The organism is Fulvivirga ulvae (assembly GCF_021389975.1).
In the GTDB taxonomy this organism is placed as follows: Bacteria; Bacteroidota; Bacteroidia; order Cytophagales; family Cyclobacteriaceae; genus Fulvivirga; species Fulvivirga ulvae.
In genome coordinates this window covers 2,077,390-2,096,383 of record NZ_CP089981.1, presented here as the reverse complement: position 1 = coordinate 2,096,383, position 18,994 = coordinate 2,077,390, and the positions used below count along the sequence as shown (strand labels likewise).

The window sequence follows — 18,994 nt, the reverse complement described above, 5'->3', positions numbered from 1 at the left end:
ACAGTATAAAATGCGCATATGAACAAGAAAGTACTTCTGATGATCCTGGATGGTTGGGGTTTAGGACAAAACCCTGAAATATCAGCTATTGCTAAGGCAAACACCCCTTTTATGGATTCTGTTTGGGAAAAATACCCCCATAGCAAGCTTGAAGCCTCAGGACTGGCGGTTGGTTTGCCGGAAGGTCAGATGGGAAATTCAGAAGTGGGCCATATGAATATTGGTGCCGGAAGGGTAGTTTACCAGGATCTGGTAAAAATCAATAAAGCATTTGAAGAGCACACCATAGATGATAGCCCTGTTTTAAACGATGCATTTGATTATGCTAAAAAAGAAAATAAGAAAGTCCACTTCATTGGCTTGATATCCGATGGCGGTGTGCACTCACACATTAACCATGTGAAAGGTCTGTGTTCCATAGCCAGTGATAAAGGTTTGGATAAAGTTTATATACATGCCTTTACGGATGGCCGGGATACCGACCCCAAGGCCGGTGAAAAATACTTGGCAGACCTTCAGGCACATGCGGAGAAAACCACGGGCCAGATTGCTTCTGTAGTAGGCCGCTATTATGCCATGGACAGAGATAACCGTTGGGAGCGTGTAAAGAAAGCTTACGATCTCATGGTAAACGGAGAAGGAAAGCCGGCAAGAGATATACTGAAAGCCGTGAAAGAATCGTACATGGAGGACGTTACCGATGAATTTATATTGCCTATAGTTCATGTGGATGACACCAATCAGCCAATTGCTAAAATAGAAGAGGAAGATGTGGTGATCTGTTTTAATTTCAGAACAGACCGTGGAAGACAAATTACCCAGGCTTTGACCCAGAAAGATTTCCACGAGCAAAACATGCACAAACTGAACCTGCATTATGTAACCATGACCACCTATGACGATACCTTTAAAGGCGTAAAGGTCATTTTTGAAAAAGACAATTTGCAAAACACGTTGGGGGAGGTACTGGAAAGAAATAACAAGAAGCAAATCCGGATAGCAGAAACCGAGAAATACCCGCATGTTACTTTCTTTTTCTCAGGAGGTCGTGAAGGTGAGTTCAAAGGAGAGAAGCGCATCCTGTGTCCTTCGCCAAAAGTAGCTACCTACGACTTGCAGCCGGAAATGAGTGCAAAAGATATCAGGGACAAGATCATACCTGAGCTTGAAGCCAAAGATCCGGACTTTATATGCCTGAACTTTGCCAACCCCGACATGGTAGGGCATACTGGTGTGTTTGAAGCGGCCGTTAAGGCCTGTGAAACCGTTGATAGTTGTGCTCAGGCGGTTGTGGAGGTTGCTTTGAAAAATGGCTACTCTACAATTATTATAGCCGATCATGGAAATTCTGATATCATGATCAATCCCGACGGCACTCCAAATACAGCACATACTACCAACCTTGTACCGTGTGTTTTCGTTGATAGTGACTTTATAGGTTCTGTCAAAGACGGTAAACTTGGTGACCTGGCTCCAACCATATTAAAGATGATGGGTGTGCAGGTGCCATCAGAAATGACGGGGGATGTACTGATCTGATGAAAAATACTTTTATACTTACTATACTTATCAGTCTGACTTCATGTCAAATGAAGCCAGACAAAACTGTATCTGTATATTTTGATACTGATAGTCTGATGAAGCAGCAAAAGCAGCTTCTTTACGAAAAACAGGCCAGTATCAGCAAAAGGGCTAAAGTTCAGGGCGAATCTTCGGAAGGAAATGTGGCCCCAGACAGCCTTGATGCATGGAACCGTGAATTTCAGATATTGGAAAAAATAAATATCAATAAGCCGGCCTTACAAGGCTCTTATGAAGTTAAAGTGTACGATGACCCGAATAGTAATTTGAAAATCAAAGAATACTCAGGTGTGTCCGATGATCTGGAGGTCCCTTATCTTAAGCTATACTATTTGAATACACCGGATGATTTAAGAATAATTGAGGCAGCATATGTTGAGAACAATCCTATTTATCATTCAAAGAGGAGCTTGAAGTTTGTTTTCAATGATTTTACAGGGTTATCATTACTTCATAAGTATTCGATAAAAGGCACTCAGAAAATGATATTTAAAGACTCTGTAAATTTTGAAGTCAATGCTGAGATTAAACTTTAAAGCTTTAACAGGGCCTGTAAAAAGTCGAGATTAGCCTTTTTATCTTTTACTACCATAAGCGGGATTTTGCTATCGTACCGGATCATTTTATCAGCAACACTACCAAGTAATATGGAAGCCAGGCCGGTTCTCCCTTTAGACCCAATAATAATTAAGTCAGCATTTTTTTCTTCAGCAAGTGCGTAAGACAGCTCTGCGGGATCATCATTTTCATCAAGTGTTAGTTGAATTTCTACATCACTTGCTCTCAATTCAGATCGTTGCAAAAACTCAACTGCATCTTCGTAGGCATTACTTTTCATAATTTCCCCGAATTCATGGTAAGACTTTCCGCTAAGATGGTAGCCGGAAGGTACGCGATACGAGTTGTGTAATATGATCTGAGCTCCTGTAGCTTTTTTAATAAGAACGGCTTCTTCTAAGGCCATTGAAGAGGTTTTTGAAAAATCAACCGGCACTAGTATTTTGGTAATTTTATCGGTTGCATTTTCGGGTATTAGTAAAACGGAGCAATGAATCGTTTTGGCTAACCTGTTTGGAAGTACTCCCGTTCCCTTCAGCTCATGTTTTCTTCCCATTACCACCAGGTCGATCTCCTTTTGGTCGGCCCATCTCAATATTTTGTCTTCAGCATTACCCTCCCTTACCTCTACTTTAAATTCGCATGTACCAGTAAAGTGCTTTTCTACTTGACCCCTGATGTCCTTTTCCAATGCCTCATCAACCGGAGCTACAAGATCCGGATATTTTTCTACCAGCTTTTTCGGTAAATCCAGGGATTTTGCAACGTGAAGAAAATAGACCATTTCAACACCAAACAACTTAACCAATTTTGAAGTATATGTAAGAAGCTTTCCATCCATTTCTGATAGATCAAGCCCTACCAATAGTCTTTTTACCTGATACATTATATCTTATTTTGCGATGGCTAAAGTTAGGCTAAAAAAATAAAACGCAGAAAGTTATCACGCGCTACTTCGGTGATTTTTATTTAGAAATTAGTCTAAGAAGCTTTATCTGGATAGATTTGCGGTTTTATAGGTTACATTAGGCGTAATAACGGATTGTAATGGCGAAACGAAGAGGAAAAAGCCCTCTGAATGCTGAGGAAAAAAGAAAGCTCAACAAGACTAACTTTAAAAAGTTAATAGGCATATTCAAGTATACTCTTCCCTACAAGGGTATTTTTATACTTGGTATGATCTGTCTTTTTTTTAGCAGCACTATACTTCTGGCCTTTCCTTTTCTGGCAGGTAAGCTAATAGACGTTGCCAGTGGGGAAAGCTGGATACTAAGTAGTATCAATGAAGTTACCCTGGCCTTGATAGGCGTGTTATTGACTCAAAGTATTTTTTCTTTTTTCAGAGTTTATTTGTTTGCCCAGGTAAGTGAAAGGTCTATGGCCGATGTGAGGTTGTCGACCTATAGCAAACTAATAACCCTGCCGGTAAAATTTTTTGATAGCCGACGGGTAGGAGAACTGATCAGCAGAATTACTTCAGATGTATCAATGCTCCAGGATACTTTTTCAGTAACACTGGCAGAGCTATTTCGTCAGATTGCAACGTTGTTAATTGGAACAGGGATCATACTATATCTGGCACCGAGACTCACGGTTTTTATGCTGGCAACTTTTCCGATACTGATCATTGCGGCACTTTTTTTTGGAAAGTTTATCAGGAACCTCTCAAAGTCGACCCAGGACAAGCTTGCAGCAGCCAATGTAGTAGTAGAAGAAACTTTGCACTCTGTAAATACCGTAAAGGCTTACACCAATGAAGGGCTTGAGATAAAAAGATATGGACAGGCTTTAACAGATACGGTTAATACTGCCATAAGAGCCGCCAAATATCGTGGCGGGTTTATTTCATTTGTCATATTTGCGCTGTTTGGAGGTATAGTGGGTGTTATGTGGTATGGGGCCAATCTTGTTGCTGATGATGTGATGACAATCGGAGGGTTATTGTCTTTTGTTTTATATACTACTTTTATTGGCGGTTCAATAGCGGGGCTTGGTGATATTTACGGACACTTGCAGCGTGCCATTGGCGCATCAGAGCGTGTTCTTGAAATTATCAATGAAGAAGTTGAAACTACACGAGGTATTGTTGGAGAGGGTAAGTTGCAAGGGAACATCTCGTTTAACGACGTATACTTTGCGTATCCATCCAGAAAAAAACTTAAAGTACTGAAAGGGTTGGAATTGAACATTAGTGCAGGCCAAAAAGTGGCGCTGGTGGGGCCTAGTGGTGCCGGAAAGTCGACCATCATACAGTTGCTTATGCGTTTTTATAATGCCACTAATGGTACAATAGAAGTTGATGGGCATAATATAGCTGATTATGACTTGACTTACTATAGGCAGAATGTTGGTATAGTGCCCCAGGAAGTAATTTTGTTTGGAGGTACCATTCGCGAGAATATAGCCTATGGCAAGCCAAATGCTACGGATGTGGAAATAGAGGAGGCTGCCCGTAAAGCTAACGCGTATAACTTTATTGAGAGTTTTCCTGAAGGTCTTGAGACGGTAGTAGGCGACAGGGGCATCAAACTTTCAGGTGGCCAGAGGCAGCGTATAGCCATTGCCAGGGCAATATTGAAGGACCCGGCGCTCCTTATTCTTGATGAGGCCACCAGTTCACTTGATGCTGAATCGGAAGTATTGGTTCAAGAGGCTTTGGATGAACTGATGAAGGATCGGACAACAATTATCATAGCACATAGATTAGCTACCATTAGAAAAGCTGATAAAATTTTTGTGGTAAAAGAAGGGGAAATTGTAGAGACGGGAACCCATGAGGAACTATCAGCCTATGATGATGGTATATATAGTTATCTGTTAAGGCTTCAGTTTCAACTTACTTAAAACTTAAAATGATGGACCTTAAAAATGTACTGAATAATTTCAAACTAAAATCCACTCCTTGCAGAGCAGAGGTCCTTACATTACTTCTCAACAACGAACATGCATTATCTCACTCTGATATAGAACATCAGGTGGATCAGTCTTTCGACCGGGTGACGGTATACCGTACGCTCAGAACATTTTTGGATAAAGGCTTAATTCATAAGGTGCTTGATGATGAGGGGGTTACCAAATACGCGTTGTGTAGCGAGTGTTCAAAGGAAGAACATAACCACGAACATGTTCATTTCAAGTGCGAGCAATGTGGCCAGACACAATGTCTCGACAAAATACAAATTCCCGAAATCAGCCTGCCGGCAGGGTTTAAAGCAAACCAAAAAAATATATTAATTCAGGGTATATGTGATCAATGTAACTAATTAATATGTTATATTGGCTAGTATTTAATGAATTCACAAAATAACCATTTATGTGATATTTTGATTGGTTAATTTTTGTAGTTTTGCTAGGATATAGTTGGTAATAATTTGTTCTTTTTGAGATGTTGTTACCCTTTGATTTAAATTTTAATTACTCCGGTGGGAGGTGCACAGGGTATGTTCCTTTTTGCTCTTTTTGATAATACACATGAGTCCTTACTTTTCGCCGTATTCGGTGTGGTCATACTGCTATTCCTTATTATAGACCTTGGTGTTTTTAATAAAAAGGCACATCGCATTTCTACAAAATCGGCCCTCTATCAATCCATTTTTTGGGTGGTAATTTCTGTGGCCTTTGGTTACCTGATCTATCTGTATGACGGAGGGGCTACCAAAGCCCTGACCTATTTCTCTGCTTATCTCACTGAATATGCCCTTTCTGTTGATAACATTTTTGTAATACTCTTGATACTGAGGTATTTCCACGTAAAGGAAGAATACTACCATAACATCCTGTTCTGGGGAATTCTTGGCGCGCTAGTTTTCAGGGCGATATTTATTTTCGTAGGAGCATATCTGATCGGGCAATTTTACTGGATACTATACATTTTTGGAGTATTTCTTGTTTACTCCGGCATTAAAATATTCTTTGAGGGAGAAGATGAAGATATTGATCCTGGTAAAAATCCATTGTTAAGGTTTGCAAGAAAATATCTTAAGATTACAAAAAGTGACTTTGGAGGAAGGTTTGTGGTAAAAAAAGGGGGCGCTATCCTATTCACCCCTCTGTTTCTGGTTATATTGTTGATTGAGACTACCGATCTCATTTTTGCGGTTGACTCTATCCCTGCCGCCTTTGCTATTACGCAGAGCGAATTCATTATTTATACTTCAAATATTTTTGCAGTGCTGGGTTTAAGGGCTAAGTTCTTCCTGCTGGCAGGCATTATAGATAAATTTTATCTTCTTCAAAAGGGGCTTTCATTTATACTGATTTTTATTGGTGCTAAAATGCTACTGGAGATAATAAACATTCATATAGATATTGTGATCTCTTTCACTGTTATTATAGTGACGCTTACTGCGTCTATTATCATGTCTCTGGTTATTCCCAAATCGGAGTCGGGTAAATAAATCAGCCGCCTGCCATTTCTGCTATAACACTTTTTGGAATAACCCTCAGAAGAATTTCGTAGGATAGAAAATCTTTAGGCAGCGCAATAACCCTAAAGCTGGGAATGGCTTTCAGTATTCCTATAAATTTGTGACGGAGTATCTCCTTTTCATCTTTTGAAAGTTCTGATACCTTACCCTTTCTTAAAATCTCAATCAGTTCATGATCATCCGACATTTCAAGCTTTATCCTGTTTATGTACTTTTCAGTAATTCTGGCTATGCGCCCGACATAATCCTCGCTAATAGCCTGGTGGTCTTTTTTGAGCTGGAGACTATCGAGTTGATGCCAGTTTTGAAGCACAAACCCCTCGACGGCAATCATACTGCTGTCAAAATCCTCCCCTGAAAAACCTAATGATCGGTTAAAGTTGTTTAGAAATTCCCACTCGATCTCCTCAACCATTTTATCAGACCATACTGTGAGGATAGCCAGCTCCAGAAAGTACTTTCTGATTACCCAGGGATCGGACTCTGCCACCGAGATATCCTGAATGGCGAGTCCATGCCCAAAATATTCATTAGCAACACGCCTTTTCTCTGCCGGAAGACCTGAGTTTTCTATAAAATGTTCAAACAGCTTTTCTTCCTCGCTTTCCACATGCTTATTGGCATGGGCTGCTGCGGCCATTACCTTTACGGCGGTGTAGCTAAGTTCTTCTTTTTCATCCTTAAAAAACTCCAGCAAAACACGATCAGGATTAGTATGGCTCCATTGTCCGAAAATGTAAATATCAAGAAACAGCTGGCTATGATTGAAGAAATCAGTCCAGAAATTGCTGCTTTTCTTAAAAATAATATCCAGCCGTTTATCCAGGATTTTTTCAGTTATCAGGAGCACATCTTTTTTCTGGCCTAGCCAATTTGTAAACGAGGTAGAAATCTCAGGGTAGACGGCGTTGTAAAAATGGTTGACACTGTCCATAGTTTCGTACATCAGCCGGTAGAAGGCATCGGCAGTATCTACAGGGGCGGAGGCGTATAATTCTGCAATATTGATAAAGCTATCAGCCAATAAGACCTTGACGGTGTCGAGCTTTTTCCATCCGTAATCCAATTCCAGATCATATACATGTACAGGATACCCATACATAATACCCGTTGGTTGGATCATGCCGTAAAAAGACTGGTCGGGATGTTGGCCCTTTTTGGTTTTCTCAAACTCTTTAGACCTTACGAACAGATTCTTTCTATAGTGCAGAAACTCTTTGAGCCAGCCCTTTTTCGAAGGATTCATAGACAGAATTTAAATAGTTTTATCTTAAAATCCGAGCAATATTAGTATCGAGGAATAATAACGCCTTCATTTTTAGCCTTTTCTCGATAAAGAGAAAGTATTCTGTTCGTTACCTCTCCCTTTTTACCCGAGCCTATGGTTCGCCCGTCAATATTCAAGACCGGAGATATTTCTCCCATAGTACCTGTAACGAAAACCTCATCAGAGATGTACATTTCTGCTATTGATAATCGTTTTTCTTCGATTTCAATATCATTGGCTTTGGCTAGCTTTATAACGTTTCGTCGGGTTATCCCAGGCAGGCAACTGTCTGCAAAGGGAGTCCTCACAGAGCCGTTATTCACAAAAAATATATTTGTTGCGTTTGTTTCCGATACAAAGCCATCCACGTCAAGCATGACAGCATCATCTACACCGGCCAGGTTTGCTTCAATTTTAGCCAGTATATTGTTGATCAGGTTATTGTGGTGGATCTTGGAATCAATACACTGCGGAGGATTCCTTCTGATAGAAGAGGTTATTAATTTTATGCCCTCAGTATTATATACAGGTTTTTTCCATTCTGCCAGTACAATGAGTGTTGGGCCATACTGATTAAAATGAGGACTCATTCCTGAAGTTATTTTTTTGCCTCGGGTCAAAGTAAGCCTGATATGACTTTCATCGTACATTCGGTTTGCATTCAGGGTTTTAAAGATCTCTTCCTTTACAGATTCCCTGGAAGGAATTTCTGCGAATGCCATAGCTTTTGCGGAAGCAATAAGGCGATCAATATGCTCTTCAAGCATAAATACCTTCCCATCGTATATCCTCAGGCCTTCCCATACGGCATCACCGCCCTGGACTACACTGTCGAATACAGATACCTTGGCCTCTTCCCTGGGATAAAGTTTGCCATCTATATTGATGAGTATATTCTCATTTCTTGCGTCTGGAAGTTGAATATTTAGCATATCAGATTTTTATAGCTTTTTGGTATAGAAATTTATAATAAGGTTCACATTCTTCAAGTAGAGGCTCAAGGTGCTTTGGAAAAGGCTCTTTCTTATCTTCATAAGGAGTAAAGCCCTCTGATTGGTGTACACGGTGATACCAGTATTTGGCCCAAACACCATCCTCTGTCCTTGGTCCTTTTTCCCACTTCAACATTTCCGGGTAAAAAGGAATATTCAATGCATTACAAGCTTTTTGCAAAACATTTTGTGGATCGGTAAGCAGAAGTTTGGCATCTATTACCGGCGCGCTTTTACCCCGTTTCGTTAGTATGTCATATAAATCCTTCTGCACTTTCAGCCCCGTATCCCGCAATACAGGGTCCTTCAGCTGATTGATCAATGAAGGCAGCATTTCTTTGGGGTCTCTGATTAGAAATACGTGCTCCATGTTGTCTAGCAGCCTTTCGTCAAGATCTATCCAATGATGCCCCATATTCTTTAAGAAAACAATACTATGATCCGTCCTAAGTTTTTGAAGTTGATTGAGAACTTTGGTACCGTCATTTTCCATATTATTAAGTACTTCCTGCTCTCCGGGGTGGTTTGCGTTGGTTCGGAATAAGTAGTGAGCATAGAGTGGTTCGTCCACTACTTTGGTATCCGGGCGCTGCGCAAATGAATACATTAAGGCCGTGGATACATTGCGCGGACCGGACCATAGAGATAAAATTTTCATTGCGGAAAGCTATTAAAAAGGTATAGAATATACAATAGCTCTATGATGCATGCCCCACACTTCTCAAAAGTCTAACGTAATTTTGTAATACTATGCGCTGAATTTTTAAGGTCAACACAAAAAACCACGAAAATTTAGAAGCCTATTTTACTTCCTCTCCAGCCTTTTGCCTCTATACTCTCTGCGGTTTTTAATACTTTTTCCTTGAGTTCTTCTTTATATTTCTCCAGGTTTTTGGCGATAGATTCATTAAAAGAGCCTATAATTTCCGCGGCCAGTATACCGGCATTTTTTGCGCCATCCAGAGCAACGGTGGCTACAGGAATGCCTCCGGGCATCTGAAGAATGGATAGTACGGAGTCCCAGCCATCGATCGAATTGCTCGACTTCACCGGAACACCTATTACAGGAAGGGTGGTCATTGATGCAACCATCCCCGGTAAATGGGCTGCCCCTCCGGCTCCGGCTATTATTACTTTCAAACCTCTTGAGCGTGCCGAACGAGCGTAATCAACCATACGATCAGGGGTACGATGGGCCGACACAATAGTCAGCTCATACTCTACTTTGAGCTCTTCAAGTATTTCGGCAGCTTCCTTCATTACTCTCAGGTCTGATTGGCTACCCATAATTATTCCTACTACCGGTTTGTTCATAATTTATGCGATCACTTTTAAGGTTTGTTTTACAAAATTAACTTTCTCTTTTAAGGCGATAATATCCTCATCAATAATGGTTACGTGCCCCATTTTTCTAAATGGCTTTGTCAGTTTTTTACCGTATAAGTGTATATGGATACCCTTTTGTCGCATGACATCATCAAGCCCCTCATATTTGGCCTGGCCAGTATATCCGTCTTCGCCCAGCAGGTTAACCATGGCCGAAGGGATCAGAGCTTCTGTATTGCCAAGTGGTAAATCAAAAATGGCCCTTAAATGTTGCTCATACTGTGACGTGTAATTAGCCTCAATGGTTTGGTGACCGCTATTGTGCGGACGTGGAGCTACTTCATTGACCAGCACATGGTCTTCCTGATCTACAAACATTTCCACCGCCAGTAACCCCACCATATCAAGCTTTGAGATTACCTTTTTTGCTATGGAGTCAGCCTCAAGGGCCACGGATTCAGATATTTCTGCCGGGGCAAAAAGGTACTCCACCAGGTTAGCTTCGGGATGGAATACAAGCTCCACCGGAGGAAAAGATGTAACCTCTCCCTTTTCATTACGGGCAACGATTACAGCTATTTCTTTTTTAAAGTTGATCAACTTTTCAAGCAACCCTTTGGCATCAAATGCCTTATCCAGGTCACTTTCAGATCTTAAAATCTGCACCCCGCGACCATCATACCCTTCTTTCCCTAACTTATTTACAGCAGGAAGAAAACTTTTATGATTACGTACATCATTTCGGTTTTCGGTGAGCACGAACTCAGCTGTGGGAATGTTGTTTTCTTTGTAAAACTGCTTTTGTGTCCTCTTATCCTGAATCAGCTCAATAACATCGGGTTGTGGGAAAACTTTCCTGCCTTCTGCCTGCAGCTTTTTTAATGCATCAGTATTGACGTTTTCTATTTCAATGCTAATAACATCGCAGTTTTTTCCGAAGTTATAAACTGTTTCAAAATCAGTCAGCTTACCAACAACAAATTCACCGGCCACCTTTCTACATGGAGCGTTTTCATCAGGGTCGAGGATTTTGATATCCAGATTGAAATCAAGTGCTGACTGGATAAGCATTCTGCCCAGTTGACCACCACCAAGTATGCCTAGTTTTTCAGCCTGTATAGATCTTTGAGACATTGAAAAATTTTTTATAGCCGACCGGCTTTACTATTACTAATAATTATTTAACCAAGCTAACAGATCGGATAGTATCTCCTACCTGAAGATGGTGTACCACATCCAGACCATCTGTTGCCTGCGCAAATATAGTATATCTTCCATCTAAATGTGGCGTGGGAGAGTGTGTAATAAACCACTGTGTACCTTCCGTATCTTTGCCGGCAGAGGCCATACCTACGGCGCCTTCCCCGTATCGGAGATTTGCCAGCTCAGATCGGATTGAATAATCCTCACCTCCATACCCGTCACCACGGTTACAACCTCCCTGTACTACAAAGTTTGGCACCACGCGGTGAAAGTTTTTACCATTGAAATATCCTTTTTGTGCCAGAGCTACAAAGTTAGCTACCGAACCGGGTGCTTCTTCTACCAATAAGCGGAGCTGTATGCTTCCCTTTTCTGTTTCTACCACAACTTTTTGATCTTTTGGTAACGATTTCACCAGTTCCCAGTCAACTGGATGGTTATACTCGTTCGTAACTTCTTCTACAGCAGTATCTTCGAAGTATGCAATAGCCTTATTAAGTGCCTGCAAGACTTCGTTATCCTTTGGAAGAGATAAGCGACCTTTGGCACGATGCAAGAACCTAACACTGTCAAACACTTCCTTAAAATTATACTCAGGGTTTGCCAGCACCTCTGAAGTAATTGCAATCATAGCTATATCTCCGGATTCAATAGCCTGTTTGAAGACATCCGCAAAGGCTGGTTGAAGCTCTTTTGGGAAGTCTGATGTGCCTTGTAAGGTAGCCAAGGCAGATATTCCGGCGGTGGTAATAGCAGGGTGCTTTTCTGAATATGTTTTGGTGATCAGGAATTCATAAGATATCAGTGCATTTGCCAGAGCGGAAAGCAGATCTGCTTTAAAGTATGGATCATTACTCTCTTCATATAGTAATTTTATTCTTTCCATCAAGTCAGTTTTGCCTTCAGCCAGCCTCAATGCCGTTCCTAATAGGAGCGCTTTTATCTTTGATCGGTCAGCATTTAAGGCCATTTCTGTAACTAAAGCCCCATTGTCGGACGGGGTACTGGCATCAATGATGCCGGCAGCTGTAATAGCAACATGAAGATTTTCATCCTTTAAACATTTATATAGAATGGAGCTGATACTGTTGAAATCAAATGCCGCAAGAGCCCTGAGCGCATTAATCCTTACCCTGTAATCGCCATCTTTGGAGGCCAACTCGGCCAGGGTTTTTCTTACCAGCTCAGTTTGTATGTTTCGTAAAGCTGATGTAGCTGCCATGCGAATATTAGGGGAAATATCCTGAGTGGCCACTTTGACAATGGCCTCCTCTTGTGCCTTTTTTAGGTCCAGATTTCTGCTTCTGGCCAGAAAATGCGCAGCACCTAACCTTGTTTCATAGCTGTTTGAGGCTTCGAGTAATGTTATTGCCAATTGCGTGGCTATACCATCATGTACATTTCTAAGCCCGGCGCGGTAAAGCCCCCACGCCATGCCCTCCTTTTCTTTAGAACTTGTGTCAGTTTGGTTGTAAAGAACTTGTATCTGAGATTGTGTAACCACTTTGCCGAGCGCTTCCAGAAGCTCTCTTCGAACGTAGACACTGTCCTCATTTTGAAGGGCACCAGCGAGATGCGCAACTGCGCTGCTATCGTAGCTTTGGCCCAAAGCATATGCCGCAGCTTTTCTTACCTGCAATGAACTATCATAAAGAAGTTGTCCCAACATGGGTATGGCCAGGCTATCCTGTACAGACCCAAAAGCTTCGGCCGCAGCACATCGGTACGCCGCGTTATCATGATTGAAATAATCTAAAAGGCTTTTGGTATCCCTTTTGTCCTGATAATCATAAATTTGCGATAGTACAGAATCAGTATATTTATTGAGGGATATATCCCTTGGTTTTTCTACTTTAGCCTGACATGCAGCGATTATACATATTAGCAGCAAAACCCAGCCAGAGGTGTATAGATTGTTAAGAAATTTGCTCATGAATGTTCTATTGATGAAACGCCAAATATAATCATACTTTGTAAATGATTTTTTGCTCCTTGTAACAGAGATGAGCTGGATTTTTTAACATTTAAATGAAAAATGCTGTTGACTTTATAGATACGACTATATGATACTACTTTTTTTATACCTTGCCATCGCTATACTGGTGTCTTTCTTATGCTCCATTTTAGAAGCAGTTCTCCTTAGTATTACACCATCCTATATAGAAGCTTTAAAAGACGAAGGTCGGCATTCGCTTCAAAAACGGCTTAGCGCTTTGAAAGAAAATATTGACAAACCCCTGGCGGCTATTTTATCATTTAATACAATTGCCCATACAGTAGGTGCTGCCGGTGTTGGTGCCCAGGCAGCTGAAGTATTTGGAAATCAATATCTGGGTGTGGTTTCAGCGGTGCTTACTTTATTAATACTGGTTTTTTCAGAGATCATACCCAAAACACTTGGAGCTACATACTGGAGATCACTAGGAGCCTTTACAGCCAAAACATTAAATGTTCTCATCTGGCTGATGTATCCACTTGTGTTATTATCTAAAGGGATAACGTACCTGCTATCAGGCAATAAAGAAAAAGTTTCTATAAGTAGGGCAGAGGTATCGGCCATGGCGGATATCGGGCATAAAGAGGGAGTGTTTTATGAAATGGAATCAAAAATGTTAAAAAACATGATCCGCTTTAGAAATATTGTGGTTGAAGATATTATGACACCCCGCACAGTAATGGTCATGGCTCAGGAGGAAAAGACGATAGCCGATCTTTATCAGGACCCTGAGTTTAAAAAATTTTCCCGCATACCGACCTATAGCAAAAATCGTGATGACATCACGGGGTTCGTGCATAAAAATGATGTGCTCACCGAGATGGCTGAGGATAATCATGAAATGAACCTCAGTGAGATAAAACGTGACATCATAGTAGTTAACAAAGAAATGAGACTGCCCTTTATTCTTGATAAATTTGTAGAAAGTAAAGAACATATCGCTCTGGCTACGGATAAGTTTGGAAGTATATCAGGTCTGGTTACTATGGAAGATGTAATGGAAACAGTTTTAGGTATGGAGATCATGGATGAGTATGACAGCGTGGAGGATATGCAGGCCTATGCAAGGAAAAAATGGAGAACACGCGCTCTGAAGGTTGGCATTATTTCTTACGAACAGAATGAAGAGGAGGATAATAGTAGAGACAATGTAGCCAGGTATGGCATTACAGGGGGCCAGCCGCCGCTCGAAGAACAGTCAGGTGATACCATAAGCAAGGAAAAAAACAGCGAGTAGTCTTTGGCAAAATGTTATTCCGGAACTGAAATAAAGGCCTGAAGATCGCCGGACACGGTTTAGAAAAATTAACATTTATATAATATCCGTTTTAGATGGATACTGGAACCAATATTTACTATATTTCGAGCCCGTTGTCTGGTTGGTATATGTGAACTCAACGCTTTCCTTGCCAATAATTTAAATGAAAGGACTCAAGTTTTTAATTTTTATGGGAGTGCTGTTTTTATTGATAGCACTTTTTATGCTCCCGTTTTACTACAGTGATATAGGCACCCTTATTTCGGACCTAAATCAGGGCACAAAAACAGTATCATCAGTACTGGATGACTTATCCGGCTATCTTGATCATATTGATAGCTGGAATATACTGGGCTTTGTATTTTTAGCGGCCTCCATACTTATTATGCATAGTGTGGTGGATCACTTTTTGCTATACAGACTTAACAAGTTCTATTCAGGTAAATTTGTACTGGATGGCATGCTCTGGTTTGGCAAGCGGGTATTGAGTTTAGTTTTCACTACCCTGTTTTTTATTTTTATGGCCAATCTGGTTGTAGATTTTTATTCAAACATTAGAATTGCCAGTAAAATAGAGAATATAGCCGAACGAAAATATACTGTCCTGTTGCTGGGGACTAATAAATATCTTCAGGATGGTGTAAGCGAGAACCTATACTATACGAACAGGATCAATGCCGTTGTGGAGCTGTATGAAAAGGGATATGTTTCAACTATTTTGATAAGTGGAGATAACAGTAAGGAAAATTACAACGAACCGAGAGATATGATGCGCAGCCTTATAAAAAGAGGCATACCTCAAAGCATTATAAAACTTGATTTTGCCGGATTCAGAACACTGGATTCGATAGTCAGATCAAAAAGACTCTTTGGGTTACAAAACGTTCTGGTGGTGAGTCAGGGGTTTCATTTACAGCGGGCCTTATTTCTTTCCTGGTTCTTTGGTGTTGACGCAATTGGATATGCCGCTGACGGAGATATGAATATGGCTATGTTTGTAAGGGAGCATTTAGCTGTTCCAAAAATGATCCTGGATATTATGGTTCTGAATACTCAGCCTGAATTTGGCTCTACCGGAGTGCGCAGACAATTAACTTTTGGTCAGCAGGATCTGGTGTTAATTTCTTTTATACTCATATATTTGAGTATGGCTGTATATCTGTCTTATGATGCTTTTGATTTTGGCAAATAAAGATAGGTTTCCGATTATTTTTTAACATCTTTTGAGGCTATATCTTTGATATTGGCCAAATTTTTTAAAAGTTTATTTATTAATACGGTTAACCATGAAATAAGTAAAAACCTGTATGGTCAAATCATCGTTGAGATGGGGCAAAAGGTTGTTTGCGAATTACGCGTTGCAGTTAACAATTAACGTACAAACATGAAAAAATCACTTTCGATAGCTATTCTAATTGGGCTTTTCACCATTACCATCGGGCAGGTTAAATCACAGAAAATAGAGCCCATACCTGTAAAAAAGTTTTACATGGATCGTGTGACCAAAAACCTGCAGTTTTTATGCAAAGAGGCAGAGTGCTTTGATAATGTTCTCGTCAACGACCGCGGGCTGTATATTTACCCAACAAGTCAGAAAGTAAATAAGCCGGAATTTATCCTCTACTGGAGGGAAATGCCTCATTTCAACGAAATGCTTGAAAAACAGACGGATGAGGAGATCATTGATATATTAAACAGAAAGGGGTCGCACTACTTCTATGGTGTAAAAGATACCCACGTTAACCCTGCAATTTATCCGGTTAGTGAGTGGAGAGGACTGAAAATTGCCCTGGATCCGGGCCATATTGCTTCTACCTTTGATGAAGCAAAACTGGAGCAGCGATATGTGCGCGCAGAAGGTAAATACTTCAATCAGAAACAGGATATTGAGTTTTTTGAAGCTAACCTCGCCTACACCACGGCCCTTGTACTAAAAGAGATGCTTGAAAAGAAGGGTGCAAAAGTTATGCTGACTCATGACTATGGCAAGAGTGCCTTTGGTATGAATTATAACGAATGGATAAAGACAGATTATAAAAAGGACATTGTTCAGGGGTATAAAGAAGACTGGTATAATCGTGAAAAATTTGAATATCTCATGAGTGGCGAAGCTCCGGACTTCATGATGTTTCATGATGTATTTAGAAATAAAGACTTCGTGGCCAGAGGCCAGAAGATCAATGAGTTTGAGCCGGATCTTACCCTTGTAATACACTACAATGCGAGTGAGGGTGGCCAAAGATATGGAGACCTTTATCTGCCTCCTGTAAATGAGAATTACAGCATGGTATTTATTCCTGGTTCGTTTCTGGGAGTTGAAATAGATGGGCAGGACGGCCTGGATCAGCGGTTTGAGCTGTTGAGACTGTTGGTTTCACATGATCTGGAGGGATCAGATGTATTTGCCAGCAATATCATTAAGGCGCTTAACGATGATCTGAAAGTTGACGCCTTACCTAAAGACAATAATTTTGATTTCGCAAAACGCTACTCTATTCTGTCAGACAGGTCTGAGGGAGTATACCATAGAAACCTCTACTTAACAAGGGTAGTGGAAGGGCCAATAGCTTACTCGGAAGCACTTTATCAGGACAACAAAACTGAAATGCCCCTTTTGGGCAAAAAGGACCTGACGGTTAAAGGCATTAAGACCAGCAGCAGGGTAAAGGATGTAGCACTGGTTTATTTCAGTGCTATTCAGGACTGGTTGAAATACAATCAGGAACTGTCTAAACAATTGGATGCCCTGTATTCGGATGACTTCGGTGATGAAAAGGAGTTTAAAGAAGATATCAAGGAACAAGAAGAGGATCAGGAAGATAAAGACGGTAATTAAAAACTGAAAAAAGAGGTGCTTTAAGCGCCTCTTTTTTTTATAAAATCTTCTTTTTTGGCCTGTTTAAGACTTTTTTTATGAGGATAAAAAAAGTGGCCTAATGTTTGGTGGCCATACTATGTAATCAAACATTATTGGCTATGAAAAAATTTGTACTACTTCCCGCCTTGCTTATCATGCTCTCATTAGGGTCATGTTATGTTGGAGATGATGATGGTATTCCCGGACCGGTAGGCCCGCAAGGCCCACAGGGTCCACAAGGTCCTGAAGGAGCCCCCGGAGAGAGTGGATATGTATTTGAATATACCGATATAAACTTTACAGCGCCAGATTATAAAGTACTGTTATCATATCCTGAGGACTTTGAAGGTTATGATTCTGATGTGGCGCTGGTTTATTTGCTCTGGGAGGTAGATGAAGACGGCAATGAGATATGGAGAGCCTTGCCCCAGACAATAATTACAGAAAACGGAATGCTACAGTACAATTTCGATTTCACAAAGTTTGATGTAGAACTATTCCTTGACGCCGAATTTCCTTTGGATAACCTCACTGCATCCGACACCGATGAATGGATAGCCCGGGTAGTAGTTGTTCCGGGAGAGTTCTGGGATACAGGCGGAAGACTCAATGTGGCAGATTATAATGAAGTGAAAGCAGCCCTTGGTTTACCCGAGCTTGGAGGCGGCCGCAGCACTTTAAAACGAAGATAACTTAATCAGGTAGTTTTATTTTTTAATGTTCACCCGATGGCTTAACGGCTATCGGGTGTCTTTTTTAAGGCGGTATCATAATTACGAAAAGTTGAATTACTGAATTTCTCTAAACCCGATTTTAAATTTGGATGGCTACTGAATCACATAAATGAAAACTAAATCATAAATAATTTAACATAAGTTGTATTTTGGTGTCATTAGAAAAATAGAGATTTACAAAGAGCTTTTAAATTATCACTCTAAAAAATATGTGAAATGAAAAACGTCTTTCTTATACTGCTCTTGATATGTCCAACACTTTCATGGGTAGACCCGTGGGACAACATGACGCTTGAACAGACTGAGCAGATTCAGGAGTACCTGGCATCAAACCCATACTTGTTGGATTATTGTGATTGCTGCGACTTTGAAGGGGAGTACGCAACAGAAGTTTACCTCATAGAAGTATTGTCAACAGAGATTGTGACTTGTGAATGGAACCCACAGTATTTTAGCGTTAAGGCTAATGTTAAGCGAATCGCCAGGATTCCTTATAAAGCTGATGGGCCTGATGTGAAGGCTCCTCTTGCTTATATATCGGAAGACGAGATCATCATCACTATGAATTACGCCTGGGGCTATAACGAAAAAGAGGCTAAAGCTGCTCCATTGTACACTATAATACCCTACGATGTGTATGGAGAGCAAGATTTGGCCTCTGGATATTGCAGGGAATTCACCAATTTTCCCGGCCCGGCCATGATAGGAAATACAGCGTACACCAACTGGTATAAAAAGAGGTTTTAAAGGTTCAGGCGGGATATCTGGTAAGCCGCTAATTTTTCGCAGCTGTGT

General features: G+C 40.7%; 17 protein-coding genes. 10 read left to right on the top strand and 7 right to left on the bottom strand.

Annotated features, from left to right (window positions below):
• Positions 1-18 precede the first annotated feature (18 nt).
• On the top strand, positions 19-1,539 hold the full coding sequence (gpmI, locus tag LVD17_RS08645; protein ID WP_233766140.1) for a 2,3-bisphosphoglycerate-independent phosphoglycerate mutase: 1,521 nt from the start codon (positions 19-21) through the stop codon (positions 1,537-1,539).
• 50 nt (positions 1,540-1,589) lie between these two features.
• The gene (locus LVD17_RS08640) at positions 1,590-2,117 is read left to right on the top strand and encodes a hypothetical protein (protein ID WP_233766139.1); all 528 of its coding nucleotides are present in this window, start codon (positions 1,590-1,592) and stop codon (positions 2,115-2,117) included.
• Here the strand turns inward: LVD17_RS08640 and LVD17_RS08635 are convergent.
• A complete protein-coding gene (locus LVD17_RS08635) occupies positions 2,114-3,025 on the bottom strand; it encodes a universal stress protein (RefSeq protein WP_233766138.1) in 912 nt (303 codons plus the stop codon). The genes LVD17_RS08640 and LVD17_RS08635 overlap by 4 nt on opposite strands.
• A gap of 161 nt (positions 3,026-3,186) precedes the next feature.
• Here LVD17_RS08635 and LVD17_RS08630 point away from each other — a divergent pair, with 161 nt between their 5' ends.
• The 3 genes from LVD17_RS08630 (at position 3,187) to LVD17_RS08620 (ending at position 6,536) form a co-directional block, all read left to right on the top strand.
• Positions 3,187-4,983: an ABC transporter ATP-binding protein gene (locus LVD17_RS08630; RefSeq protein ID WP_233766137.1), complete on the top strand. Its 1,797-nt coding sequence runs from the start codon at positions 3,187-3,189 to the stop codon at positions 4,981-4,983.
• Between the two features lie 8 nt (positions 4,984-4,991).
• A complete protein-coding gene (locus LVD17_RS08625) occupies positions 4,992-5,402 on the top strand; it encodes a Fur family transcriptional regulator (RefSeq protein WP_233766136.1) in 411 nt (136 codons plus the stop codon).
• 159 nt (positions 5,403-5,561) lie between these two features.
• Complete coding sequence (locus tag LVD17_RS08620) at positions 5,562-6,536, top strand: TerC/Alx family metal homeostasis membrane protein (RefSeq protein WP_233766135.1); 975 nt, start codon at positions 5,562-5,564, stop codon at positions 6,534-6,536.
• Position 6,537: 1 nt separating this feature from the next.
• On the opposite strand, the gene LVD17_RS08615 is transcribed toward LVD17_RS08620, so the two are convergent.
• The 6 genes from LVD17_RS08615 to LVD17_RS08590 form a co-directional block, all read right to left on the bottom strand.
• The gene (locus tag LVD17_RS08615; protein ID WP_233766134.1) at positions 6,538-7,812 is read right to left on the bottom strand and encodes a hypothetical protein; all 1,275 of its coding nucleotides are present in this window, start codon (positions 7,810-7,812) and stop codon (positions 6,538-6,540) included.
• A gap of 41 nt (positions 7,813-7,853) precedes the next feature.
• Positions 7,854-8,765 (bottom strand): aminotransferase class IV, encoded by a 912-nt coding sequence (locus tag LVD17_RS08610; RefSeq protein ID WP_233766133.1) that lies wholly within the window; start codon positions 8,763-8,765, stop codon positions 7,854-7,856.
• 1 nt (position 8,766) lies between these two features.
• A complete protein-coding gene (locus LVD17_RS08605; RefSeq protein WP_233766131.1) occupies positions 8,767-9,483 on the bottom strand; it encodes a sulfotransferase-like domain-containing protein in 717 nt (238 codons plus the stop codon).
• Positions 9,484-9,617: 134 nt separating this feature from the next.
• Positions 9,618-10,139 (bottom strand): 5-(carboxyamino)imidazole ribonucleotide mutase, encoded by a 522-nt coding sequence (purE, locus tag LVD17_RS08600; RefSeq protein ID WP_233766129.1) that lies wholly within the window; start codon positions 10,137-10,139, stop codon positions 9,618-9,620.
• Between the two features lie 3 nt (positions 10,140-10,142).
• On the bottom strand, positions 10,143-11,285 hold the full coding sequence (locus LVD17_RS08595; RefSeq protein WP_233766127.1) for a 5-(carboxyamino)imidazole ribonucleotide synthase: 1,143 nt from the start codon (positions 11,283-11,285) through the stop codon (positions 10,143-10,145).
• Positions 11,286-11,328: 43 nt separating this feature from the next.
• Positions 11,329-13,287 (bottom strand): peptidylprolyl isomerase, encoded by a 1,959-nt coding sequence (locus LVD17_RS08590; protein ID WP_233766125.1) that lies wholly within the window; start codon positions 13,285-13,287, stop codon positions 11,329-11,331.
• A 130-nt stretch (positions 13,288-13,417) separates the two neighbouring features.
• Here LVD17_RS08590 and LVD17_RS08585 point away from each other — a divergent pair, with 130 nt between their 5' ends.
• The 5 genes from LVD17_RS08585 to LVD17_RS08565 all read left to right on the top strand — a co-directional run bounded on the left by LVD17_RS08585 (position 13,418) and on the right by LVD17_RS08565 (position 18,946).
• On the top strand, positions 13,418-14,587 hold the full coding sequence (locus LVD17_RS08585; protein WP_233766123.1) for a CNNM domain-containing protein: 1,170 nt from the start codon (positions 13,418-13,420) through the stop codon (positions 14,585-14,587).
• A 184-nt stretch (positions 14,588-14,771) separates the two neighbouring features.
• Positions 14,772-15,800 (top strand): SanA/YdcF family protein, encoded by a 1,029-nt coding sequence (locus LVD17_RS08580; RefSeq protein WP_233766122.1) that lies wholly within the window; start codon positions 14,772-14,774, stop codon positions 15,798-15,800.
• A 192-nt stretch (positions 15,801-15,992) separates the two neighbouring features.
• Complete coding sequence (locus LVD17_RS08575; RefSeq protein ID WP_233766121.1) at positions 15,993-17,444, top strand: N-acetylmuramoyl-L-alanine amidase; 1,452 nt, start codon at positions 15,993-15,995, stop codon at positions 17,442-17,444.
• A 140-nt stretch (positions 17,445-17,584) separates the two neighbouring features.
• On the top strand, positions 17,585-18,157 hold the full coding sequence (locus LVD17_RS08570) for a hypothetical protein (RefSeq protein ID WP_233766120.1): 573 nt from the start codon (positions 17,585-17,587) through the stop codon (positions 18,155-18,157).
• A gap of 258 nt (positions 18,158-18,415) precedes the next feature.
• Positions 18,416-18,946, top strand: coding sequence for a hypothetical protein (locus tag LVD17_RS08565; RefSeq protein WP_233766119.1), 531 nt, complete (start codon positions 18,416-18,418; stop codon positions 18,944-18,946).
• The last annotated feature ends 48 nt before the right edge of the window (positions 18,947-18,994 follow it).